Annotated in this window: 21 protein-coding genes and 1 other annotated feature (1 of these 22 running past the window's edge); of the genes, 9 read left to right on the top strand and 12 right to left on the bottom strand. The window is 36.0% G+C overall.

The genetic code is table 11. The features are described 5' to 3' along the window. Positions 1-36 precede the first annotated feature (36 nt). From GI584_RS09945 to GI584_RS09925, 5 genes are all read right to left on the bottom strand, one after another. Complete coding sequence (locus tag GI584_RS09945; protein WP_153791139.1) at positions 37-573, bottom strand: RNA polymerase sigma factor; 537 nt, start codon at positions 571-573, stop codon at positions 37-39. An 18-nt stretch (positions 574-591) separates the two neighbouring features. Next, on the bottom strand, positions 592-2,580 hold the full coding sequence (locus tag GI584_RS09940; protein ID WP_153791138.1) for a hypothetical protein: 1,989 nt from the start codon (positions 2,578-2,580) through the stop codon (positions 592-594). Beyond that, the gene (locus GI584_RS09935; protein ID WP_100360841.1) at positions 2,555-3,454 is read right to left on the bottom strand and encodes an ABC transporter ATP-binding protein; all 900 of its coding nucleotides are present in this window, start codon (positions 3,452-3,454) and stop codon (positions 2,555-2,557) included. The genes GI584_RS09940 and GI584_RS09935 overlap by 26 nt, the downstream gene beginning before the upstream one ends. Beyond that, positions 3,429-3,836, bottom strand: coding sequence for a GntR family transcriptional regulator (locus GI584_RS09930; RefSeq protein WP_100360842.1), 408 nt, complete (start codon positions 3,834-3,836; stop codon positions 3,429-3,431). The genes GI584_RS09935 and GI584_RS09930 overlap by 26 nt, the downstream gene beginning before the upstream one ends. A 227-nt stretch (positions 3,837-4,063) precedes the next feature. Continuing rightward, positions 4,064-4,672 carry an alpha/beta hydrolase gene (locus GI584_RS09925; protein ID WP_100360843.1) on the bottom strand — a complete coding sequence of 203 codons (609 nt, stop codon included), beginning with the start codon at positions 4,670-4,672 and terminating at the stop codon, positions 4,064-4,066. Between the two features lie 147 nt (positions 4,673-4,819). Between GI584_RS09925 and GI584_RS09920 the strand changes: the two genes are divergently transcribed. Beyond that, positions 4,820-5,443 (top strand): NAD(P)-binding protein, encoded by a 624-nt coding sequence (locus GI584_RS09920; RefSeq protein WP_157801877.1) that lies wholly within the window; start codon positions 4,820-4,822, stop codon positions 5,441-5,443. Here GI584_RS09920 and GI584_RS09915 read toward each other — a convergent pair. The 5 genes from GI584_RS09915 to nirB (GI584_RS09895) all read right to left on the bottom strand — a co-directional run bounded on the left by GI584_RS09915 (position 5,440) and on the right by nirB (GI584_RS09895) (position 11,093). Continuing rightward, entirely contained in the window at positions 5,440-6,486 is a 1,047-nt protein-coding gene (locus tag GI584_RS09915; RefSeq protein ID WP_153791136.1) for an anthranilate phosphoribosyltransferase, read from the bottom strand. The two genes, GI584_RS09920 and GI584_RS09915, sit on opposite strands and share 4 nt — an antisense overlap. Then, positions 6,458-7,225, bottom strand: coding sequence for a sirohydrochlorin chelatase (locus tag GI584_RS09910; RefSeq protein WP_100360846.1), 768 nt, complete (start codon positions 7,223-7,225; stop codon positions 6,458-6,460). Before GI584_RS09910 ends, GI584_RS09915 begins: the two co-directional genes overlap by 29 nt. Before the next feature lie 12 nt (positions 7,226-7,237). Next, positions 7,238-8,020 (bottom strand): uroporphyrinogen-III C-methyltransferase, encoded by a 783-nt coding sequence (cobA, locus tag GI584_RS09905; protein WP_100360847.1) that lies wholly within the window; start codon positions 8,018-8,020, stop codon positions 7,238-7,240. A 329-nt stretch (positions 8,021-8,349) separates the two neighbouring features. Continuing rightward, positions 8,350-8,676 carry a nitrite reductase small subunit NirD gene (gene nirD / locus GI584_RS09900; protein WP_153791135.1) on the bottom strand — a complete coding sequence of 109 codons (327 nt, stop codon included), beginning with the start codon at positions 8,674-8,676 and terminating at the stop codon, positions 8,350-8,352. A 17-nt stretch (positions 8,677-8,693) separates the two neighbouring features. After that, positions 8,694-11,093 (bottom strand): nitrite reductase large subunit NirB, encoded by a 2,400-nt coding sequence (nirB, locus tag GI584_RS09895; protein WP_153791134.1) that lies wholly within the window; start codon positions 11,091-11,093, stop codon positions 8,694-8,696. Between the two features lie 235 nt (positions 11,094-11,328). On the opposite strand from nirB (GI584_RS09895), the gene nirB (GI584_RS09890) reads away from it, so the two are divergent. The 4 genes from nirB (GI584_RS09890) to GI584_RS09875 all read left to right on the top strand — a co-directional run bounded on the left by nirB (GI584_RS09890) (position 11,329) and on the right by GI584_RS09875 (position 19,426). Next, on the top strand, positions 11,329-13,653 hold the full coding sequence (gene nirB / locus GI584_RS09890; RefSeq protein ID WP_153791133.1) for a nitrite reductase large subunit NirB: 2,325 nt from the start codon (positions 11,329-11,331) through the stop codon (positions 13,651-13,653). An 84-nt stretch (positions 13,654-13,737) separates the two neighbouring features. Beyond that, complete coding sequence (gene nasC / locus GI584_RS09885; protein WP_153791132.1) at positions 13,738-15,873, top strand: assimilatory nitrate reductase catalytic subunit NasC; 2,136 nt, start codon at positions 13,738-13,740, stop codon at positions 15,871-15,873. A 523-nt stretch (positions 15,874-16,396) separates the two neighbouring features. Further along, entirely contained in the window at positions 16,397-17,839 is a 1,443-nt protein-coding gene (locus GI584_RS09880; protein ID WP_100360852.1) for an MFS transporter, read from the top strand. Between the two features lie 144 nt (positions 17,840-17,983). Next, a complete protein-coding gene (locus tag GI584_RS09875) occupies positions 17,984-19,426 on the top strand; it encodes a NarK family nitrate/nitrite MFS transporter (RefSeq protein WP_153791131.1) in 1,443 nt (480 codons plus the stop codon). Between the two features lie 65 nt (positions 19,427-19,491). Here GI584_RS09875 and GI584_RS09870 read toward each other — a convergent pair whose 3' ends face one another. Further along, positions 19,492-19,719, bottom strand: coding sequence for a hypothetical protein (locus GI584_RS09870; protein WP_100360854.1), 228 nt, complete (start codon positions 19,717-19,719; stop codon positions 19,492-19,494). A gap of 233 nt (positions 19,720-19,952) precedes the next feature. On the opposite strand from GI584_RS09870, the gene GI584_RS09865 reads away from it, so the two are divergent. From GI584_RS09865 to GI584_RS09850, 4 genes are read left to right on the top strand one after another with little or no spacing between them, the layout of a single operon-like run. Further along, on the top strand, positions 19,953-21,083 hold the full coding sequence (locus tag GI584_RS09865) for an ABC transporter ATP-binding protein (protein WP_153791130.1): 1,131 nt from the start codon (positions 19,953-19,955) through the stop codon (positions 21,081-21,083). Next, entirely contained in the window at positions 21,080-22,006 is a 927-nt protein-coding gene (locus GI584_RS09860; RefSeq protein WP_153791129.1) for a carbohydrate ABC transporter permease, read from the top strand. Before GI584_RS09865 ends, GI584_RS09860 begins: the two co-directional genes overlap by 4 nt. Beyond that, on the top strand, positions 22,003-22,815 hold the full coding sequence (locus GI584_RS09855) for a carbohydrate ABC transporter permease (RefSeq protein ID WP_100360857.1): 813 nt from the start codon (positions 22,003-22,005) through the stop codon (positions 22,813-22,815). Before GI584_RS09860 ends, GI584_RS09855 begins: the two co-directional genes overlap by 4 nt. Positions 22,816-22,833: 18 nt before the next feature. Continuing rightward, on the top strand, positions 22,834-24,240 hold the full coding sequence (locus GI584_RS09850; RefSeq protein ID WP_153791128.1) for an ABC transporter substrate-binding protein: 1,407 nt from the start codon (positions 22,834-22,836) through the stop codon (positions 24,238-24,240). 143 nt (positions 24,241-24,383) lie between these two features. On the opposite strand, the gene proS is transcribed toward GI584_RS09850, so the two are convergent. Continuing rightward, the gene (gene proS, locus GI584_RS09845) at positions 24,384-25,814 is read right to left on the bottom strand and encodes a proline--tRNA ligase (RefSeq protein WP_153791127.1); all 1,431 of its coding nucleotides are present in this window, start codon (positions 25,812-25,814) and stop codon (positions 24,384-24,386) included. A 38-nt stretch (positions 25,815-25,852) separates the two neighbouring features. Further along, positions 25,853-25,959, bottom strand: a binding site (T-box leader); it runs 91 nt beyond the window's last position.

Raw genomic sequence — 25,959 nt, 5'->3', positions numbered from 1 at the left:
ATAAACCTATTTGGTAAAAGAAAAAACCAGAAACATTTAAGCTCCTGGTTTTAACATATAATCATCATTGATTTGGTAATGCTTTTTTAATAATTGTCTCGCTCTAAAAATTCGCGTTTTAACAGCTGAATGACTAATATTTAATGTTTTGGCTATTTGGTCATCATCTAATTCTAATTTAAATTTCAACTGAAAGACGTGTTTTAACTTCTTACTTTTATTTATACATTGCTCTAATTCATCCAATGTTGATTTCCAGTTTATCTGATCATCTACTTCATTTGATGAACAAATAACTAGTTCTTCCAACAAATATGGATTATCAAGTAAGCATGTATGACTCCGCTTTTCTTTGCGCAAAATATCAATCGCGGTTCTTGAGGTGACAGTTCGTAACCATGCTCCTAATTTATCAATTGTTTCCATGTCTACTTGATGTTTCATTACCTTAATCCACGTCTCTTGTACAATATCTTCCGCTATTTGTTGATCTTTAACAATTTTTAATGCTGTATAGTGCATCATGGACTGATACTGTTCTACTAATGATTGATAAATGTCATTCGTGAACATTGATTACACCTCCCCTCCCTATTCAAAATATTCTGTAACATAACTTGGTAACTGATCTTCTCGAACTTGATAAGCATCTATAAAATTATCGCGAGGTCCGTATAAAGCAATTCCCCAAACACCTTCTACATCGTTGTTGAGCTTAATTATTTCTTCGATTTGCTCATTCTCTTCCACAAGCATCCATTCGTTAAGATCGATGTCTTCTATATGAGGTAGTAGTTCATAAAACATATCCTCATTCATCTCCGTGTTAGTAATGGCAACCATGGAAACATCTTCGCTATTAATAGTTAGACCTCTATCTAATTCTTCTTCTTTTAAAACTTCTAATACGCTAGTATAACTATCTAATAAAGGTAAGTGATAGAAATTTTCCGATGATTCCAGTTCAAATTCCAGAGACTTAGTTTCTCGATACATATTTTGAGTCATTTCTACATATGAAGCATCAAGATAATCTTGTTTCAAAACATCGGTAATTTTGTTGATTGTTTGTTGATCATTTACTTGCTGTCTGTAATCATAACCAGAGATGGCAACAGAACTTATACTGCTATTTTCATCAAACAACCAAGCTAAAGTTGATCGTTTATATTCCTCTGATTCCATAATTGGCTGTAAGTATTGCTCTGTTTCTTCTATGGATGGAATGAAATATTGACGAACCATTCTTTTCCCATTGTTTAATTGATAAACAATATCTACATTTGTTGAATTTTCTGTATACCTATGATATCCATTCTGTCCTATGGGATCATTGGCAATGATAAAGTCATGTAGATCAATCACATGGTTTATTAATTCCGGATCGGTAATATTTTGTTTTATCTTATTATCTTCTGCATCATAATGCGTATTATAGAGAAAGTGCTCACTGGTAAAAAAGACACTTTCCACTTCATCCTCGTTTGGAACATTTGATTCAAAACCATACCAATCAAATATGACAGATAATATAACAAGCATGGAAATACCTATATAGATCACAAAACCTTTCCACTGATCAAATACACGCCATGTTTTTTGAAGCAGCATTTCTGCTAACAAATAGCCAAACAATGCACCACATACGTAACCGAACATGATCCATCCTACATACGGTTCTTGAACATGACCGAAATAAACACCTCCTAGTAACATAAAACAAAATGTTACGCCAAATTTAAAGATAGGCTTCATTAATGGAAATGCAATCGCCTGATTTGCTGATTCAATGTGCCGAATTCGATAAAAAACAAAAGATAATCCAACAAAAATTATCGATAGTAACCAGTAATACCAGTTAACTATTTCTATATTACTTTGGTTGGATAATTCAAATATCCAAAAAATTGGTGATATATTTGCAAAATAGGACATCGTAATGGAATAATCTCCACTAAACCCGATCAGTAGCATTCTCAAATTCTCCATGACTAATAAAGAAATACCTACAGGGAAAATAATAACAATATAGCTTAAAGCACCTTGAACTACTGAAATGCCAGTGAATGTACCTACAAGGAATGCAATTGTGTATATAAAAGTTGTAAACGTTAAGGTGTTATAAAGCCAGTCCAAAATATCCTTGTGCTGATAAATAAAATCAACATCTATTACTCCATACATGATGTAAAGAGTAAAGCTAGTAAGCAGTACAGGAATAATAATCATCAGATAACCTATTAATAATTGATGGTAAAAAAGCTGTGAACGTTTTAAAGGCAAACTATGAATAAAATCTGCTGAACCTTTTACTTGCATATAACGACAGGCAAAAATAGCTGCTAAAACTGGAACGGTTAAAATTAGAATGCTTTGCACTTCACCATTTATATTAAATAAGCCATCTACATATTCTTGATAATAGGTGATATCACTTGGATCATTCCTGGTTTTAACCATAATAACTTTTAGTGGTAATAAGAAAAGAAGGGCGAGAAAATAACCTAATCCTATCCATCCGAAAGAGCGGAATGCTTGCTTCCATAATTCTTTTTTAAAGTAAGATGTTTTCGATGGCATATCCTACACCCTCCATTTCGTAAATAAAAATTTCCTCTAAAGTTAATGGTAAAATATCAAAAACAACTGGATTAAACTGTTCGATTGTTTCCTCCACTTGCTGAACATCACCGCGGATAATACAGATATAGACACTTCCACGTTTTTCTTGATGAAGAATGTCTAACTCTTCAAAAAATGTTTGGTCTACTTCTTCCTTGAAAGCAATTTGCACTTTATGAATATCAGATTTAAGTTCATCTAAGTCTTTTTCTAATAACAATTTTCCACGATGGATAATGCCGATAGCATCACAAATATCTTCTACCTCATTTAAATTATGAGAAGAAACAATTACAGTCATTTCCCGTTCGGCAACATCCTGAATAATCCAAGACTTAATTTTTCTGCGTATAACTGGATCTAAGCCATCAAAAGGTTCATCAAGGATGAGATAATCAGGCATTGCACATAATGCGAGCCAAAATGCTACTTGTCGTTGCATCCCTTTTGAAAAACGTTGAATTTTGCGATTGGGATCTAAATCCAGTAATTGCTGCATTTGTTCAAATCTCTTTTGATTCCACTTAGGATAAATATCCATATAAAAGTTGGCCATTTGTTTTACGGTATAATGGGAGAAAAAGAACAGAGAATCGGGAATGAACACTAATCTTTCTTTTAATGCAACATTTTCAAATACCGGTTTTCTTTCTATCTCCACAGCTCCTTCATTTTGCTTTATAATACCAGCAATGGTCTTTAGCAAGGTTGTTTTACCTGCACCATTTGACCCTAACAGGCCGTAAATGGATCCTTTTTGTATTTTTAAGCTCACATCATTCAGTACAAAGTCTTTATCGAATTTTTTAACTACGTTCTGAACTTGAATCATCTTCATCCCCCCTTGTTACCGATCGATCCACTTCTGTAATCAATTTCTCTAGTTCATTAATGGATACACCCAAAAATAACGCCTCTGATATGTGTTTTTTCAACTGCTCTTTTACCTTTTTTATTTCAGCCGAATTATCTGTCATCATGATATGATTCACGAAGCTTCCCTTCCCTTTCACCGAATATATATAGCCTTGTGCCTCTAATTCACGATATGCCTTTTGAATTGTATTAGGGTTAATCGACAGTTGCTGAGCAAGCACACGTACAGAGGGTAACTTTTCATCTTTTTCCAATACATTATTAATGATTAACTGCTTCAGTCGATCTACTAACTGCTCATAAATCGGCTTACGACTTCGTAAATCCAACTCAAACATAACACCCTCCCTTTCCAGTGTATGAACTGTATTAAGTGTATTAACTGTATTAATATATTTAGTACAGTTATATTATATACCTTACATTAGAAAATGCAAGAAGAAATTTCGTTAAAAACTAATCTACATTGTAAAACCTCCGAATTGCAGCTTTTATAATATAAATCAAGACAAGGATGGAGGATAAAAAAAGCTATGCATCTCGGTAAAGATACATAGCTTCACAATTAAATAATTTTATTATGATACCAATCTTTTGCTGCTTCTACTTCTGTTTGGGTTAGTTGGTGTCCGTTGTTTTCCCAATGAACCTGCACATCTGCACCATTTTCTTTAAGAATCTCCTCTAAATCGATGGTTTCTTGTTCCGTACATAATGGATCATTTCGTCCAGCCGTTATCAACAATTTTACACTTGCGAGATCAGGAAGTTCAATACCTCGTCGAGGTACCATTGGATGATGCAACACGGCAGCACTCAATGCATCTTGATAATGGAATAGTAAACTAGCTGCAATATTAGCCCCATTAGAATAACCGACCGCAATCACATAGTTTCGATCAAAACCATATTCTTCAGCTGCTTCATCTAAAAATTCATGCAGCTCTTTCGTACGTAATACCAGATCTTCTTCATCAAATACACCTTCTGCTAATCGTTTAAAAAATCGTGGCATCCCATTTTCAGAGACATTTCCACGCACACTTAAAATATTGGCATCTGAATCAATGATATCTGCTAATGGTAACAAATCATTCTCGGTTCCGCCAGTGCCATGAAGCAGCAGCAAGGTTGGACCTTGTAAACTTTTTCCTTCTTTAAAAATGTGTTTCATGTTAACACCCTTTCCGAATATCTCAACTTCGAAATATGTTCAGATAATCAAGCTATCTTTAGTTTAAAAAAACGTATGATCTTCTGTCAATTAGCTTGCCTTGACAGTATTAGCATACTACAATATATATTAGGAGTGGAAATCAATATGAACTATTTACCTTTATTCTTAAATCTGCAAAATAAGCAAATTGTTATCATCGGTGGCGGACAAGTGGCAGAACGACGATTGATACGATTGCTTCCATTTAAAGAGAACATCACAATTGTCAGTCCGGCATTGGATAAATCACTACGTCAACTCATCGAATTACATAACGTATACTGGCTTCAAACCACATGTCAACAAGAGCATTTTAAGAAGGCAGATCTTATTGTAATAGCGACCAATGATCCGATAACTAATCAATATGTACTTGAGAATGCTCCAACATCTGCTTGGATTAATGCCGCACATCAGGCAGAAGCGGGTAATATCCACTTCCCTATTACCATTCAAAAGGGAAAATTACAAATAGCTATTTCTACTGGTGGAGCAAGTCCGATCTTGGCAAAAAAATTAAAAAAATCACTAGAAGCAGAGCTACCCGATCAATACGAGCAATATATTGACTTTTTATTTGAAGCAAGACAACTGATAAAACAATTAAACATTTCTGTAGCGACTAGAAAACAATTGTTACATGAAATTGTAGAAAAACCGATCTATTCCAAAAAAGACCAACAAGTTTGGTTTGAAAAACTTAAAAAGACAAATGTGATGCATGATTAAGCCTCACATTTGTCTTTTTGAATTTCCTGTAACTTTTGTAATGCTCGACCTGACTTTATTTGTTCCTCAGCTATCTTAATCCCTTCCTCAATAGAACCAGTTATTTTAAACAAATAATAGCGCAAGCCCGCATTTAATAAGATTTGATAATAATGATATTGGTGTTCCTGCGTTTCTTCACCGGAAAAAATAGCACGAATAATAGCTGCTTGTTCATTAGCAGACAGTTTGATCGTTTTATCAAATTCTTTATATTCTAATCCATAATCTTTCGGTTTGACGATAAAAGAATTTAATCCATTTGGTGTCCAATCAAAAACAAAACTATTACGATGGACCGGTACATCTTCAGAACCTTCCAAGCCTTGGACAATATATACATGATTATAATCCAATTCTTTAAAGACACCTTCTAGCTTGTTAATCGCTGTCCGATGAAAAGCACCTAACATTACATTTTTCGCTTTAGAAATATTGATAAGCTTTTCTACTGTATTGAATAGTGTACGCACACCAATCTCTTCACGAATCGATCTTAACTTTGCAAGTGACGGACTGTATTGTTCTGTATTTGCAAAAGCCACATTGCTATCCATTATCTTTTTTTCTGCTTCCTTACGACCGTTATCAACCGCAACTCCTAATTCGGAAAAGATCGTTTTTAACGATGTTCCATATTTGGGTGGTAAGGTATCACTGGCTGAGAGAAATACCGGCACACCATAATCTGCTAATAATAAAGAAACAGGAATGGTTGCTGCAAAAGAATGACGACCATTATAAGGACCAGCAAAATCTATTGTTTTTTCTTGGATATCTGACGGTAGGTTTAAACGATCCGTATAGCGCTGCAAAGTATGAATAAATGCCAATAACTCCTCAGATGTCTCCGTTTTAATTCTTTCTGCAACTAAATAAGCAGCAATTTGAGCAGTTGTTGCTTCACCTGAAAAAATGCCCTCTGCTAGTTGCGATGTTTCATGATAATCTAAATCTTTTGAGCCTTTTTTTCCTCTAGCTACTTCTTTCAGCCATTGTTGCATATCCATTCGCTCCTTTTCTTGCTTCTGCCACTCTTTCGGTTAATACTTCGACAACATTGGGGTGATGTCCTAAATAATCCGCAAGCAATACTCTTTGGCCTTCCTTTAAGTCTAGTGACTCAATATACTCTTTGATTCCCTTATCTAATAAACCGGTAAAAAGAAGGTATGGCAGAACAAGAACAGATTTACCTTGCTCCACTTTTTCCAGTAAAAATGGTTCAAACTTCGGCTTACTAGCAGCTAAAAAGCATTTATCTATCTGATTTTCAGGAAAATTGGCCCTTAACATACCAACAAGTTTTTCCGTAGCATTCACTGCTGAAATATCACTGCTCCCACGACCAACAAGTAATAAATCCATGCCTTCTAGATTGTCAGTACAAGCTTTAACTCGATCAGCTAAAATATTCACCATTTTTGGATCCACTTCAATTGCCCGACCATAAACAAATTCAACAGCCGAATATTTATTTTTCTCTTTCTCAATCATATCAGGAATGTCTTTTTTGGCATGGCCAGCTGTCAATAAAAGAATTGGCAAAATAACAATCTTCGTCGCTCCTTGATTGACTACTTTACGAACTGTATCAGCTAAATCAGGTTCCTGTAATTCTAAAAAACAAGTCTCTTGGATTTTGACCGAAACATTCTTTTTTACTTTATTGATTAATGCGAAAGATTCTTGTTTGGCTTCTTCCAGCCTACTCCCATGACAAATATAAATGACAGCTTCCATTGTTTCTCACTCCTAAAATGCTTTTAATGCAGAAATTGCCTCTTGATCTCGAAATCTATCTTTTAAATATTGTAATTTTTCGCCAACTTTGACAACTTCACCAATCACAATCATTGCCGGATTTTTCACTTGGTGCTGTTCTACAAGATGTACAATATTTTGTAATGTTCCTGTAACGACCTTTTGATTGGCTGTTGTTCCCTCTTGAATGATTGCAATTGGTGTTTGAGCTGACTTTCCACAACTTATTAATTGTTCGGTAATAAAGGAAAGATTGCTCATTCCCATATAAATAGCTAATGTATCTACCGATTTAGCTAAATAATCCCATTGTATATCAGATGGCTCACCGTTCTTACAGTGACCTGTTACCACTGCAAAAGAACGACCTAATTCTCTATGAGTAATTGGTATATCAGCGTATGCCGGCGCTGCAATACCTGAAGTGATACCAGGTACAACTTCATATGCCACACCATTTTTAGCCAGTGCTTCGGCTTCTTCTGCACCACGACCAAATACAAAGGGATCTCCTCCCTTTAAGCGTACTACAAATTTCTTCTTTTTGCCATATTTGATGAGTAAATGATTAATCGTTTCTTGCTTCATTAAATGTAGTTTCGGTAATTTACCACAATATATAAGGTCTGCATCTGGTTTCGCTTCATTTAATAATTCCTGGTTAACAAGACGGTCATATAAGATGACGTCTGCTTGTTGAATAGCTTTTAATGCTTTAACCGTAATCAAATCCGGATCTCCTGGACCTGCCCCAATCAAATAAACCTTCCCCATTTTTATCCCTCCAATTTCATGACTGCAAGCCTATAACTTACGATCTAGTGAAAATTTGTCTTGGTGCTAACGTTTGTTGAGCGGACATGTAGTGCGTTATTTGACGAATTAAAAGCCGTTTTTTGGTGTTGGCGGACATCTAATCCCTTATTCGATTCAATTTAGTTTAAATTATCACTATTTTCGATAAATAGCGGAATAGATGTCCACAGATACCCTAAAAACGCCACTTTTGTCACAGATAACGGAACAAATGCCCGCACTCATCCACGTTGTTACGTACATTTATTTATTAGAAAAGCCATGTAATTGTACATGGCTTTTCCGAATTATTTTTCTGGAACTTCTACATATACTTGGTTATCTTCGATGCTAGTTTTATAGGTTTGAACACAGCCTTCGTCAGGTGCTTGCACTAATCCGTCTGTTACATTGATTTTCCAATCATGTAGCGGGCAAAAGACATGTTCTCCACTTACTATTCCTTCAGAAAGCACGCCACCTTTATGGGGACATTTATTTTCAATTGCTTTGATATTGCCGTTAGATAAACGAAAAACTGCAATTTCTTTATCCTCTACAACTACTGCTTTACCTAAACTTACTGGTAAATCTTCATAATTTCCGATGAATACTTTCCGTACTGTTTGTTCCATTCTGCTTCCCCCATCCATTATTTCGTCGCCACTTTTTCATATAAATCTTTAAGTGTTGTTTCACTTTCTAGCACTTCATTCCAAGGTTCTTTATAAATACCTAGTGCTTCATCCATACGGTCGTTTAATTCTTTCCGCAATTGATCATCACTTACGATTTCTTGGATATGCTCAATGCCAACACGTTCAACATAATGCGATGTTCTTTCTAGGTAACTAGCATTCTCACGATAATATTGTAAAAAGGCTGCAGTATATTCCAGTACTTCTTCCTGTGATTTAACTTTTACAAGTAATTCAGCTTTACGAAGTTCCGTACCACCATTACCACCAACATAAACTTCCCATACACCATCTAAACCGACAACACCTACATCCTTAATCCCGCCTTCCGCACAGTTACGTGGACAAGCGGAGACACCCATTTTTACTTTGTGTGGTGTGTTTAACCCTTCAAATTTTTTCTCTAATTGAATTCCCATCCCTGTAGAATCCTGCGTTCCAAATCGACAAAACTCAGCACCAACACACGTTTTCACGGTACGTACTGATTTACCATATGCATAACCTGATGGCATTCCTAAGTCCTTCCAAACATTTGGTAAATCTTCTTTTTTCACTCCTAGTAAGTCAATACGTTGACCGCCAGTTAATTTGATCATTCCAACTTCATATTTTTCTGCTACATCTGCAATCGTTCGTAAATCTTCTGCGTTAGTTACCCCACCATACATTCTTGGCACAACGGAGTACGTACCATCTTTTTGAATGTTGGCATGCAAGCGTTCATTAACAAAGCGTGACTCTCTTTCATCCTCGTGTTCTTTCGGATTAATCATGCCTAAATAGTAGTTAAGAGCAGGTTTACACTTGGAACATCCTTCTTCTGTTTTCCACTCTAATACGTTCATTACTTCTTTTGTATGTGTTAAACCTTTTTCTTTAATTTCTATTACTACTTCATCACGTGTAAGGTCTGTACAAGCACAAATCGATTCTTTCGTATCTGCTTCATATTCATCACCTAGCGTATCAGTTAATAATTCAGATACTAGATTTTTACATGTACCACATGAACGTGATGCATTTGTAGCTCCCTTAACTTCTTCCACTGATGAAAGGCCTTCTGCTTTAATGGCATCGACTATCGTACCTTTGGATACACCATTACAACCACAAATAACTTCATCATCACTCATGGATGCAACAATACTTTCACCATCGTCAGCACCTTGTTGACTCTCTAAGTACTCTTCTACATTTGCACCTTTCGTTATCAAACTTTTTAATTTTGTCCCTTCTGTTGTATTACCGAACAATACAGCACCAGTTAGCTTGTCATCCTTTACCAGTATTTTTTTGTATGTGTTTTGCCATTCATCAAAAACTTTTATCGATTTTGTTTCTGCTGTTTCATTAATTAAACCAGTTGAAAACACGTCAACACCAGATACTTTTAATTGGGTAGAAAGTACAGATCCTTTATATCCTTGATGATTCATACCGCAAATGTGTTTTGCTAAGGCTTGGCCCTGTTCATATAATGGAGCAACAAGACCATATACCATCCCTTTATGCTCTGCACATTCCCCAACTGCATAGATATTTGGGACACTTGTTTCCATATGATCATTAACGACAACCCCACGGTTGACTTCAACTCCAGACTCCTGGGCTAGCGAAACATTCGGTTTGATACCTACCGCCATCACTACTAAATCAGCCGGAATCGCGCCACCGTCTTTAAACTTCAAACCAGTTACACGTTTTTTACCGGTAATTTCAGCTGTTTGTTTCTCAAGATAAAAATTCATCCCTTGAGATTCTAATTCTTTTTGTAATAATTCACCAGCTGGACGATCTAATTGACGTTCCATTAAATAGTCAGCCAAGTGAATAACATCTACTTCCATACCTAGATTCAATAAACCACGTGCTGCCTCCAAACCTAGTAAACCACCACCGATTACAGCAGCTCGTTTAAAGTTTTTCGATGCGTCTATCATTTTCTCGCAATCTTCTATATCTCGAAAAGCTGTTACTCCTTCTTTATCTGCACCAGGTAGTGGCAACATAAATGGATTGGAACCAGTTGCAATAATCAAATGGTCATAAGGAGTTTCTTTTCCTTTATCGGTATAAACTTTTTTGTTATCTTTATCAACCTTTGTAACTGTTTCCCCTGGATACAGCAGAATACCATTGTCCTCGTACCATTGCCATTCATTCAACGTAATATCTTTTATCTCGGTATCCCCTTGTAATACTTTAGATAATTGAATACGGTTATAGTTTGGATATGGTTCTTTACCGAATACGGTAATATCGAATTGGTCAGGTAAAAGTTTTAAAATCTCTTCGATGGTTCGAATACCTGCCATACCATTCCCAATTAATACAAGCTTTTTCTTCTCCATTTTGAATCCCCCAATTTGAGTTTGGAAATTTAACTTGACTTCATCGTACACCTCTAAAAAAGAAGTTTCTATTTTGTTGTCAACTTTTCTAACACCATTTTTCGGAAAATTAAAATAATTCACAAAAAAAGAACGTAACATTTTCTAACAGAGAAAAGGAAACCAAATACATCGCATGATATTCTGCTTGTGATGCTAGAATTATCTAGTTTCAAAGTTGGGAGGAACTTTTTATATGAAAAAACAGCACCTCGTTATGATAGGGAACGGTATGGCTGGATTAAAAACAGTTGAGTATTTGTTAAAAGAAAATAATCAATTATACGATATAACAATTTTCGGATCTGAACCTTATACCAACTACAGTCGTATCATGCTGTCATCTGTTTTACAAGGTGATGTAACATTCGATGACATTACAATTAATGATTGGAAATGGTATGAAGATAATGAAATTACACTATATCCGAATGAAACGGTTGTAGAAATAGATTATCAAAAGCAATTGATTGCAACTGATAAAGAAAGAAAAATGAACTACGATAAGCTCATTATAGCTACAGGTTCGAATCCGTTTATCTTACCACTTCCAGGTATAGATAAAGAAGGAGTCATGACATTTCGAACGATCGACGATTGCAAAAAAATGATCGAAGCTGCAAAACATCATAAAAAAGCAACAGTTATAGGCGGTGGTCTGCTTGGGCTGGAAGCAGCACGAGGATTACTGAATTTAGGTATGAAAGTAGATGTAGTTCACCTAGCAGATCGCCTTTTGAACAATCAATTAGATGCAAAAGCTGGACAATTATTAAAGAAAGAACTAGAACGGCAAGGTATGCATTTCTATCTGGAGAAACAGACTTCTGAAATCTATGGAGATAAAAATGTTGAAGGCTTGCGTTTTAATGATGGGACATCGATTGAAGCGGATCTGGTAGTTATGGCAGTTGGAATCAAACCGAATATTGCTCTTGCTCAAGAATCAGGAATGGAAGTAAAACGAGGTATTGTCGTTAATGATCAAATGGAAACAAGTATCCCAAACATATATGCAGTTGGAGAATGTACAGAACATAACGGAATGGTATATGGACTTGTGAAACCCTTATATGAACAAGCAGAAGTGCTTGGAAAAAATCTAGCAAATCAACATACTAGATACACTGGATCCACTGTTTATACCCAGCTAAAAATTTCAGGAATCGACCTTTTCTCTGTCGGTAAAATAGAGGAAACAGATCAGGCCAAAGCGATTTATTCCTATGATGAAATTGGTGAAACATACAAAAAAGTATTATTTGAAGAAGATAAGGCAGTTGGAGCTGTTTTATATGGGGAAACCTCACTTGGTGGCAGCTTGCTAGACATGATTAAAAAGCAAAAGTTTATACCGGATCACCAAAAAGCAGAACTGTTACAACCGGTCAAGATTGAGGAATCTTATGCAGCTACACTCCCTAGAAATGAACATGTATGTACCTGTAACAGTGTTTCAAAATCTTGCATTATCGAGAATGTATTAAATAAAAATCTAAACTCGGTTAATGATGTGAAAAAACACACAAAAGCCTCCAGTTCATGTGGTGGATGCAAGCCAGTCGTACAGGAATTACTCGACTACATTCAAAGTGATTTTTTTCATGAAACAGTAAAAGATAATCGATTTTGTTCATGTACTTCCTTAACGGAAGATGAAATTGTGCGGGCTATTCAACATAAAAAATTGACATCCTTCGACATGATCACTGAAACGCTGGAATGGAATAATTTATCAGGTTGCTCTATATGTCGGCCTGCTCTTGCTTATTATTTGGAAATGATTTATCCGGAACATTATGTACATGAAGAGTTTCTATTTTTAGATCATAAAACAAATGCTTCCCTAGAGAAGGATGGGACTTACACCATTGTTCCTCAATTATACAGTGGGAAAGTACGTGCAGAACAACTCAAACGTATTAGTGATGTTCTGATGGATTTTGATATTGATACTGTATCAATATCTTCCGATCAACGCTTGAAAATAAATGGGATTCAAGAAAGTGATCTAATTTCTGTATGTAGCGCCTTAAATATGACCTTACACAGCTATCATCCATTCTCACTCCGAAGTGTACAAATACCAGACTGTAACTGTACAAAAGATAAAGGAAAACTATCTACAATAGTTGAAGAAATAGAACAACAAACAGAATTTTTAAATTTGCCAACATCCCTTACAATAAAGGCATTTTGTTGTAAAAAGAAGCTATCCGAGCATTATTTTGATCTTGCTTTGTTACAAACCGGTAATGGATGGGAGTTAATAACTGATCAAGGCATTTTATATGCAACGATTAGCTCACAGGAAATAATAAATGTCTTACTTTCATTTATACAATATTATCGACGATCAGCTAATTATAATGAAAAAATCTCGCAATGGACTGCACGTGTGAGTATCGTCCATATTCGAGAAGTTCTGTTTAACCATGAAATTCAACAAATGCTATTGGATGATTTAAAAAGCGACCAAACAAATCGGAAACAATCCATAGTTCGTCAGCCGCAACTATAGAGTGAGACTTCCATAATCGGGGGTTTTCCCCCCCACTGGTTGCCGTGATAATTAGCCTTATTTTTGAGAAAGGAAGAAGATATTATGACTGAATTAATGCTCAAATATTTCCGAGATAAGCAACAGAAAGTGCAATCCGAAAAAATTTATGATACACAATGTCCCTATTGCAGTATGCAATGCAAGATGCAATTGATTGAGCAGAAAATCATATCAAGAAAGAAACAAAAAACGATAGGTAAAGATAATCCTACCTCACAAGGCAGATTATGTGTGAAGGGAATGAATGCTCATCAGCATGCACTCCATCATGATCGCTTAAAACAACCGATGCGCCAAATCAATGGAGAATTTGAGCCAATAACATGGGATGAAGCATATCGAATCATTCAGGAGCAATTTGAGCAAATTCAATCAGAAGATGGAAAAGATGCGTTGTCTGTTTATGGAAGTGCTTCTGTTACAAATGAAGAAGCTTACTTACTAGGGAAATTCGCACGTGTTGCCCTGGAAACCAAACACATTGATTATAACGGCAGACTTTGTATGGCTTCCGCCGCCACAGGTGCAAACATGACATTTGGAATGGACAGAGGTTTCACTAACACGCTACAAGAAATACCAAATACGAGATGTATTATTTTAGCCGGTACCAATATTGCAGAATGCCAGCCGACGATTATGCCTTATTTTGAAAAAGCAAAGGAAAATGGTGCCTATATTGTTGCTATTGACCCACGGGAAACAAGTACAACAAAGTTAGCCGATTTGCACATTAAAAATATACCTGGTACGGATGTCGCAATCGCTAATGGTGTTTTAAAAATATTAATAGATCTCGATTTAATTGATCATGCTTTTATCGAAGAACGAACAGAGGATTTTTCGGAAGTAAAAGAATATATCCAAACGATTAAATTAGATGATATTGCCAAAACAACAGGTGTTTCTTTGGATGATTTATATCAAATAGCTCTTGTATTTGGCCGGGAATCATCAGGAATGATCTTTACAGCTCGCGGTGTTGAACAACAAATAAACGGCACAGAAACCGTCCGCAGCTTCTTAAATCTGTTACTTGCTACAGGTAAGATTGGCAAACGAAATTCAGGCTATGGAGCGATTACAGGACAAGGCAACGGCCAAGGAGCAAGAGAACATGGTCAAAAAGCTGACCAACTTCCCGGTTACCGTTTAATCGAAAACCCTGAAGATCGCCAATACATTGCGGATGTATGGGGAATTAAAGAGCAAAATCTTCCAAGAAAAGGCGTTTCTGCTTATGAAATGTTTGAAAAGATTATAGCTGGTGATATAACAAGTATGTTTGTCATGTGTTCGAATCCGATAGTATCCAATCCGAACGCAAATCTTATCAAAAAAGCATTACAAAAATTAAAATTCCTCGTCGTTTCTGATCTATTCTTATCAGAAACTGCTAAACTAGCAGATCTAGTCTTACCAGCTACTTCTTATTTAGAAGACGAAGGAACATTAACTAATGTCGAAGGACGAGTGATGTTAAGAGAAGCTAGTTATCCAATACAAGGAGAAGCAAAACAAGACTGGGAAATCCTCTGTGATATCGCTCAAAGACTAGGTAAAGGAAAATATTTTGATTTTAGTAATGCAGAAGAAATTTTTGAAGAGCTTCGTATAGCTAGTAAAGGCGGCAAAGCCGATTATTCTGGTATTACGTATGACCGTTTACGTCAAGAACAAGGAATTCTATGGCCTTGTCCGTCAGAAGATCATGCTGGAACTGATAGATTATTTGAAGATTCCTTTGCCCGTGAAAACGGGAAAGCAAAAATGGCTGTCATTCCTTATCAAAGCATTGATAACAAACCTGCTGTTACTCAGGAATATCCATTATATTTAACAACAGGACGGGTAATGAGTCACTATTTAACTGGTGAACAAACCAGAAAAAGTCCTTCATTAGCAGCAAGAGATTTTGAAGCATTTTTAGAGATTCATCCTCAAACAGCTGAGAAATATGAGATTGAAGCTGACTCACTCGTTCGAGTCACCTCTGAAAAAGGATGGATTATCGTTAGATGCCGATTGTCAACCTCGATTCGAAAAGACACTGTTTTTGTTCCTTTTCATTGGACGGAAAAACAGAACGTCAATCGACTTGTATCAGATCAATTAGATCCCTATTGTCGAATGCCAGGTTTTAAAATGAGCGTTGTTCGACTTAGCCCTGTTAATTAATTAACTTAAACTCTAAGGCTGTTTTCAAAAAGAGCGTTGCTTATAACATGTCATTTTGAATAATAAAGCCCTATTTAACAATTGATAACTACTGCGAACTAATTAAAATTCTGTTTATTGTGGCTTCTTTCCATTCTTCTGAAGTCGAGTGCTAATTCGTCGCTGTGGAAAAATCGACAGAAAAGCCAATGAATATAGTTCCATAAGTTCTGTTCTATCAATAATCAGAACACTAAAAATAGCGTAGGCAGAATACGGAGACTCCTGTGGGACAGCGAGAGCTGAAGATCCACTTTGCAAAGTGGTTTTCTTAGCAAAGTTAGCTGAAGCCGAGCCCACGGAAAGCGCAGTATTCTGCCGAAGCGGTGACATAATACTCTCTACAGTAGAAATGGAAGAAAGTAAATCTAAAAAGTATAACTTCGCAGTTTATGTAAACAGCGGTATTACAAAAGCAACAAAGTATGTGAAAAGAGTTTAAACTAATGAAAAAACATAGATTACTTTTACAAGGAGTTAAACAATGACTACAAGTAAACATGACTATAATGGACAAAAGCAAATGTTAACAATCGCAACTCTTGCCTTTTTTGTAAGTGTAATGGTTTGGTTCAATATGGCACCTTTTCAATCGACAATTCAAGAACAATTGGCACTGTCAAGTGATGAAATTGGTGCATTAATGATTGTAAATCTTGCCTTAAGTATACCTGGACGTATTGTAATCGGTCGTTTAGTTGACCGTTTCGGGCCAAGAAATGTATTTTCCATATTGCTTATTACCATGAGTATTCCTTGTTTTGTTTTTGCACTTGGAACCACTTATATGCAGCTTCTGATCTCGAGGTTAATACTGGGTACAATTGGTGCTAGTTTCGTAATTGGAATTAGAATGGTAACAGAATGGTTTCCAACGAAACAAGCTGGATTTGCACAAGGAATCTATGCTGGATGGGGAAATTTTGGTTCTGCTTTCGCTGCCCTGACACTGCCAACACTGGCAGTCTTATTAGGTGGTGAAAACGGCTGGCGTTATGCAATGTGTCTAACAGGCATATTAGCCTTATTATATGGCGTAATTTTCTTTTTGAAAGCAAAAAACACACCATCCTGGAAAAATTTCCAATACACTAAAACTACCAACCCTATTAAGGCAACAAGTCATAATGATTTCATTATACTATTGCTACTTACAATTCCTATTTACGGAGGAATGGCAATATTAGTATGGACATTACAAGAAACTGGTGTATTATCTAATTTAATTGCTATCCTTCTCTATAGTGTTATTGTCTTGTTCTATGCTTTCAACATGATAAAAAGATGGAAATCTAATCGAAGCTATTTACAGCGTGACATTCCAAATAAAGATAAGTTCTCTATGAAAAATGTAGCGATTTTGAGTTTTGGTTACTTTGCCACTTTTGGATCCGAACTTGCGATTATTTCGATGTTACCAATGTTCTTCCAAAATACATTTACTATTAATGCCGTTTTTGCCGCTGCTATCGCCAGTAGCTTTGCTTTTACAAACTTGCTTGCACGTCCGGCTGGTGGCTGGCTTAGTGACCGTTTTGGCAGAAAAAAAATAACTCTGCTACTTTTGGGCGGTCTGGCTCTTTTATATATTATGATGGCATTTGTTAATAATAGCTGGCCAATTTATCTAGCTTTATTCCTGACTATTTGTTGCTCATTAGTTAGTCAAGCAGCTTCTGGAGCGATTTTTTCCATGGTAGCGCTGGTGAAAAAAAATCGAACCGGGCAAATAGCTGGAATGGTGGGTGCTTACGGTAACATAGGCTCCCTTTGCTTTCTGGCAGTCTTGAATTTATTTTTTCCTGTTGCCTTTTTTATAGCTATATCTGTAATATTGTTCATTTGTTTCCTAGCAACCACTCAATTAAATGTCAATCAGTCGAAGCTAACGGTTAGAGAAACTAATTTGAAAGAAAAAGCCATTTAATAGATCCGTGATACATTGTGATATTTTCTGACAATGTATCACGGTTTTTTTAAATTTCTTTGTCAATTTACTTTACCAGTTGATTGTTAATCACTACTAACCTTCTATAATAAAACCATAACATCACATTAGGAGGTTAATGGAATGAGATCAGGTTATTCAGGAAATATCAAAACATTAGGATTTACGACGTTAGCGTTTTTTATCACGTTTGTTGTCTGGTTTAACATGGCACCATTTATGACAACATTAAAAAGTCAATTTGGTTTATCAAATGACGAAGTAGCTTTACTTGCAGTTGCTAACGTGACGTTAACCATTCCTGCCCGTGTATTAATTGGAATGCTTGTAGATAGATTTGGACCGAGAAGAGTATATTCCAGCTTATTAATTATCTTAAGTATTCCTTGTTTTTCGTTTGCTTTAGCAAATTCATTTACCCAATTGATGATATCCCGTATCTTTTTAGCACTCATAGGTGCTGGGTTTGTAATCGGAATTCGCTTAGTCTCAGAATGGTTCACCGAAAAAAATGTTGGTTTTGCTGAAGGTATTTATGGTGGTTGGGGTAACTTCGGTTCTGCCGCAGCCTCTATGACACTCCCAGTATTAGCCATCCTATTTGGTGGAGAAGATGGTTGGCGTTATGCTGTTGGCTTAACCGGAATTATCAGTTTGGTTTATGGTATTTTGTTCCTGCGGTTGGTTAAGGATACACCAGATGGTGTCACCTTTAAAAAACCAAAAACAAGTGGTGCATTGGAAGTAACTAGCTATCGTGATTTAATAGGATTAATGCTGATGAGTATTCCCGTCTTTGGTATACTTATCTTTCAGAGCTACCGGTTATGGAATTTAAATTTCATTAGTTCTTATGTATTAGGATTCATTTTAATTACGCTAATTGGATTATTTATATATAACTTGAGGAAAATTTGGAATGTAAATAAAGACCATCTACGTAAAGGTGTGCCTGAAAAAGAAAAGTATTCATTCAAACAAGTAGCTATTCTAAATTTTGCTTACTTTTGCACTTTTGGATCTGAGTTAGCTGTTGTCTCGATGTTACCACAGTTTTTTGAAGAAACCTTTTCACTTGGTGTTGCACAAGCGGGACTTATTGCCAGTAGTTTCGCATTTATGAATTTAATGTCTCGACCTAGTGGCGGATGGTTTAGTGATAAATTCGGCCGTAAAAAAACACTTATGATTTTCACAGCTGGATTAGCGATCGGTTACATCGGGATGGCGTTAATCGGTGCCAGCTGGCCAATCTGGTTTGCCGTCATTATCACCATGTGTTGTTCTTTCTTTGTTCAAGCAGGAGAAGGTGCTGTATACGCAATGGTTCCGATGATTAAAAAGCCGGTTACCGGTCAAATTTCTGGTATGGTCGGCGCATATGGAAATATTGGTGCTGTTATTTTTCTTACTATCTTTACAATGGTTAGCCCTACAATCTTCTTTGTATTGATCAGTCTTTCTGCTGTGGTTTGCTTCTTATGTATGTTCTTCCTTGAGGAACCGAGCAGAGAAGCAGTAGCTGAAAAAGCAGATCCAAAAACAAAAAACGTTGTGTCCTTTTAAACAAGATTAACCCGAATACTATAAAAAATGAGTAATAGCCAGCTTCTACATAAGCTGGCTATTTTTCATAGGTTCAAACCCGGTTCCACAATCATTTGCCACCAGACAATTAAACTAATAATAATAGCTATAAAAACGATTAAACTTTTCACGGCATATGGTAAACGATTTGGAATGAATTTCAATGCCAAACTAAACACAAGGCCTGCCACAAATATATAAATTACAGCATATAACAGCATCCCTAAAAAATTATCTACAGGCAAAGCCATTGATTCTCTTAATATGTCCACATTTACACCTCATCACAACAATAAACATATTTCCTCTTAAAGTTTTCTTCACAAATACTATCATACAATATTTTGCTTATTATGGAAGTATTTTTTCTCGATTTTTATTTTATTCATGATAAAATTTGTTAATTTTTGTATATATATTTTTACACTGTGTTAATACCCCATTCATAAAACTTCTCTATAATCGGCAGTGACATACAAGCTAATCTATTAAAGGAGAATTTATAATGTATTCTGTCGAACTAAAACAAGTCGATAAAAGCTATGACAAAGAACAACTTGTTGTCAAAGATGTCAGTGTAAAGATTGAGCCTGGAGAATTTTTTGTTCTTGTTGGACCTTCAGGATGTGGGAAAAGTACTTTGTTGCGAATGATTGCAGGGTTAGAGGAAATAACCTCAGGTTCGATATTAATTGATGGCAAAAAAGCAGATCACCTCCCACCTAGCAAACGTGAATTATCCATGGTCTTTCAAAACTATGCGCTTTATCCACATATGAATGTAGAAGATAATATAACATTTGGTTTAGACGTGAAAAAAATGCGTAAAAAAGAAAAGAAGGAAAAGTGTTGCGAAATTGCTGACATGCTTGGCTTAACAGATTATTTAAAAAGAAAACCACGTCATTTATCAGGTGGTCAAAGACAGCGAGTTGCGTTAGCAAGAGCTATTATTACCAACTCCCCTATTTGTTTAATGGATGAACCTTTATCCAATTTAGATGCAAAATTAAGAGCTCATATGCGTTCAGAAATTCGTGAATTACAGAGAAAACTTGGGCTTACTTTAATTTACGTGACTCATGATCAGGTTGAGGCAATGACTATGGGAGATCGCATCATGGTGTTAAATGAAGGTGTAATTCAACAGGTAGGAAAACCAATCGATGTATACAATGCACCAGCCAATCCTTTTGTTGCAAAGTTTATTGGTTCACCTCCAATGAATGTAACAACTGGGCTCGTGGATAAAAACTCCTCTCAAGTAACAATTAGTGAGCAAATTTCGTTTTCAGTTGATCGCTTCACTGTTAAAGACTTAAACAGTGAAGAAGTAATAGTTGGTATTCGCCCTGAGAACATAAGGATCTATGAAGAGTCATCCAATCAGAATCTGTCTTTTGAAGTAACCATCGATCATGTTGAAATTCTCGGAACAGAAACGTTGCTGAAGTTTAAATGGAACGATTCGGTTTGGTATGCCAAATGGTATGGACAATGGGATATTCGAGTTGGCCAATCTCTGACATTGTCACTAGATCCTGACTCCTTTTGTATCTATGATGGGTGCACGGAAAGTTTAATGCAAGGACCAAGAAATATTCAACATCAGCATGTACGAGAGGGAATTGTATGAAAAATGCAACGGAAATACAAGCAAAATCGATTACTAGAATAGATGCAAAGTGGAAATTCATTTATTGGAGATCAGCCATATTATATTTATTACCCTCCATTGTTCTTTTTAGTGTCTTTTTATTTTATCCACTTGGAAAAACACTATATTTAAGTTTCTTTTTAACTGATCAGCAAGGCATAGCCAATGTTTTTGTTGGTTTTGAAAATTATCAATATATCCTGCAGGCAGAAAGTTTTCATAAAAGTATTAAAGCGACTTTTTTGTTTGTGCTCTACACCGTACCGACTGGTGTTATTATTTCTTTGTTCCTGGCTGTATTAGCAAATGAAAAAGTAAAAGGTGTCGGCTTTTTTCGAACAATTTACTCATCGACAATGGGGATTTCTGTCGCAGCTTCTGCTGTAGTCTGGTTATTTATTTTTCATCCAAGTATGGGTATTTTAACTCAAATCATTACTTCCCTTGGTGGTACCTCGATTGATTGGTTGTTACACCCAGACTGGGCATTAGTTTCTGTTTCCATTACAACGATTTGGATGAATATCGGATTCTCCTTTCTCATTTTGTTAGGTGGATTGCAAAATATTGACGAACACCTTTATGAAAGTGCCAGGATTTCAGGTGCGAGTTATTTTTATCAACTAAGAAGGATAACGATACCTATGTTATCTCCTACTTTATTTTTTGTTATTACCGTTTCTCTGATTAACTCGTTTCAAACATTTGGACAAGTTGATATTTTGACTCAAGGTGGCCCATCAGAATCTACTAATTTGATTGTTTATTCTATCTATCGCGAAGCTTTTGTTAATTATCAGTTTGGTACAGCAAGTGCACAATCAGTCTTCCTATTTATATGCATTTTGATTGTAACAATTTTACAATTCAAATTTGGAGAAAGGAAGGTGCACTATCAATGAAAATACTTCGACCTACCATTACATACATGTTGTTAATATTAACAGCGGTGATCGTCTTTTTTCCGGTGGTATATGCTTTCTTTATCAGCTTTATGAGTGGGGCTGAACTATTACAAGGGAAATTCATTCCAGAAACCTTTCATCTGGATAATTATCAAAAAGCATTTGAGCGGTTACCGTTAGCACACTATTTATGGAATAGCTTTTTTGTATCTACTGTCGTGATGTTAGGACAATTACTTGTAAGTGCATTGGCTGCTTATGCTTTTGTTTTCATTCCTTTTAAAGGAAGAAATTTTGTCTTTTTCATCTTTATCTCGACGATGATGATTCCATGGGAAGCTACCATGATTCCAAATTTCCTTACGATTCAACAGCTAGACTGGATTAATAATTATCAAAGTTTAACTATACCATTTTTTGCTATTGCATTCGGCACTTTCCTATTACGACAACACTTTCTTACACTACCTAAAGAACTAAAAGAAGCAAGTGATATTGCTGGCTTACGATCTTTTAAATTCTTCTGGAAAGTTGTCATTCCTTACTGCCGTACTTCTTTTATAACATTAGGAGCCTATGGTTTCCTGACAACTTGGAACATGTATTTATGGCCACTGCTTGTGACTAACAATGATCAAGTAAGAACCGTTCAAATCGGTTTAAAACAATTACAAACACAGGAAATGGCAACCGATTGGGGGGTGGTTATGGCAGGAGTTATTATCGTCATCATTCCGACTTTAATCTTGTTGTTTTTAGGGCAAAAGCAATTGCAAAAAGGCCTTGCCCAAGGTGCACTTAAATAATAAGGGGGAATTATACAAATGAAGAAGCTATTACTATTGTTTTTAACTGTAAGTTTACTAGTATTCATTACTGCATGTTCTGATGATGCAGAAGGAGAAGAAACTAACGAAGATACTTCCGGAGAAGAGCAACAAACAGAAGAAAGTAACGAAAGTGAAGACACAAATGAAGAAGAGGCAACAGACGAGAAAGTTGAAGCTGTTTTTTGGCATGCAATGTCTGGTGGAGGTCAAGAATCGATTGAAGCAATTGTCGATAATTTTAATCAATCTCAAGACCAATATACGATTATCCCAGAATTTCAAGGTTCTTATGAAGAAGCATTAACAAAATTCCGCAGTGTAGGCGGAACAGAAGATGCACCAGCAATCATCCAGACATTTGAAGTAGGTACCAAATATATGATTGATAGTGGTTTCGTTGAACCGGTCCAGTCTTTTATTGATCAAGAAGGCTATGACATCAGTCAATTAGAAGAAAATATTTTAAATTATTACACAGTCGATGAGCAATTATATTCGATGCCATTTAACTCATCTACTCCAGTTATGTTGTACAACAAAGATGCATTTGAAGAAGCTGGTTTAGATCCAGAAAATCCGCCTCAAACCTTTGAAGAAATTAAAGCAGCAGCAGAAAAATTAACGGTAAAAGATGGCGATAACACAGAACGATACGGTTTCTCCATTTTAAATTATGGTTGGTTTGTTGAGGAATTAATTGCTACACAAGGTGGATTATTTGTAAATAATGATAACGGTCGTACTAACGAAGCAACTGAAGCTGTATTCAATGGTGAAGAAGGTTTGCGTGTATTCCAGCTAATCGATGAAATGAATAAGGCTGGTACATATGGTAACTTTGGAGCTAATTGGGATGATATCCGTGCTGCATTCCAAACAGAAAATACTGCTATGTACTTAGATTCTTCAGCAGGTGTTGCCGGTACAGTAGAAAATGCACCATTTGAAGTTGGTGTTGCTTATATTCCTTATTCAGAAGAAGTTGAACGTAATGGTGTTATTATTGGTGGTGCCTCTCTTTGGATGTCTAACGGAATTGAACAAGAAAAACAACAAGCAGCCTGGGAATTTATGAAATTCTTACAAACGCCGGAAAGCCAAGCAAAATGGCACATTGATACAGGGTACTTCGCTATTAACCCTGCTGCATATGATGAAGAAATGGTACAAGAAAGATGGGGAGAATTTCCTCAATTAAAAGTTACAGTTGACCAACTACAAGAAACAAAACCTTCCACTGCGACACAAGGTGCTCTAATTTCCGTTTTTCCTGAAGCTAGACAACAAGTCGTAACCGCTATGGAAAATGTATTACAAGGCACTGATCCACAAGAAGCATTAGATCAAGCAGCAGAGGAAACAAACCGAGTAATAGAACAAGCCAACCGTGCAAATCAATAAAACTAATAAGGAACTCTGTTAGAATATTTGGATTGAAAATATTAGTAATAATAAAAGGGCCACACTTGAACAATTTAATGTGGTCCTTTATTTTTATTTCATTAAATGACCCTGCTATTGAAAGTCTGGATATCTTATCTTAGTTAATATGCTTTTGCCCAGTAAACCATTTTATCTGCTTTTCTCCCACAGTAAACGCATTTGTCAGAGATTGATTCTTGTTCATAAGGAATACATCGAGAAGTAGCACCAGTCTTTTCTTTTATTAGGTCTTCACAACTTGTATTACCACACCACATAGCTTTCACAAGGCGGCTCTCTATTTGTAAAGCTTCCTGAAAACCTTGCATATTCGTTACTGAGGTAGTTTTCTCTGCCATACGCTTACTTGCTTTCATATAAAGATTGTCTTGAATCGTTGATAGAATTTCTAATGTTTTACTTTCAACATCATTTAATGAAATGGTTAACTTTTCACCCGTGTCTCGTCTAACTAAAACAACTTGGTCTGCTGCAATATCTTTTGGTCCTATTTCTAATCGGATTGGAACTCCTTGCATTTCATATTCATTAAACTTCCAACCTGGTTGCTTGTCACTTGCGTCAATATTTATTCGAACCTGTTTAGAGAGCCTCTTTTCTAATGAGTAAGCCTGATCCAAAACCCCCTCTTTATGTTGGGCGATCGGTATTATCACAACTTGAGTCGGAGCGACTTTCGGTGGAATAACTAATCCTCTATTATCCCCATGAACCATAATCATCGCTCCAATTACTCTTGTAGTGAATCCCCAAGAAGTCTGGTGAACACTTTGTTGTTTACCATTTCTATCTAGAAATTCTATACCAAATGCCTTAGCAAATCCATCCCCTAAAAAGTGGGAGGTTGCCGTTTGTAAAGCTTTACCATCGTGCATTAAACTTTCGACTGTATATGTGATTTTTGCTCCAGCAAACTTCTCTTTCTCCGTCTTTTCACCTTTAATTACTGGAATAGCTAATAATTCAGTACAAATAGATGAGTAAATAGTAAGCATTTTTTCTGCTTCATTAATCGCCTCTGTCTCGGTTTCATGGCACGTATGTCCTTCTTGCCACAAGAATTCTAAGGTTCTTAAAAAAGGACGCGTTGTTTTTTCCCATCTAACGACATTGGACCATTGATTATATAACTTTGGTAAATCTCTATACGAATGAATGATATTTTTATAATGTTCAGCAAATATGACTTCTGATGTAGGTCGAACACATAATCGTTCTTGCAATTCTTCTTGACCACCATGAGTGACCCATGCTACTTCAGGAGCAAAACCCTCTATATGGTCTTTTTCTTTTTGCAGTAAACTTTCAGGAATAAAAAGTGGCATATAAACATTTTCATGTCCTGTCTCCTTAATTTTCGTATCTAATTCACTTTTTATATTTTCCCAAATTTCATATCCATAGGGTCTAATAATCATACTTCCTCGAACAGATGAATAATCGATTAGCTTTGCCTTGGTTACAACATCTGTATACCATTGAGCAAAATCTTCTTCCATACTGGTTATTTTCTTCACAAATTGTTTCGACATTTTAATCCTCCTCTACAAATAAAAAAGCTGCGTTTTAAGTTAGGGACCATTTATGGTGATACCACCCTAATTTAAAGCACAGCTTTACACTCAAAGATAATAACGGCAACTACCGCTGTGTTTTTCAACACAGAACTCCTAGGCA

Origin of the sequence: Gracilibacillus salitolerans (genome assembly GCF_009650095.1) — a bacterium.
Lineage (GTDB): Bacteria > Bacillota > Bacilli > Bacillales > Amphibacillaceae > Gracilibacillus > Gracilibacillus salitolerans.
The sequence above is the reverse complement of the archived record's forward strand: the minus strand, read 5'-3'. Positions and strand labels throughout refer to the sequence as shown.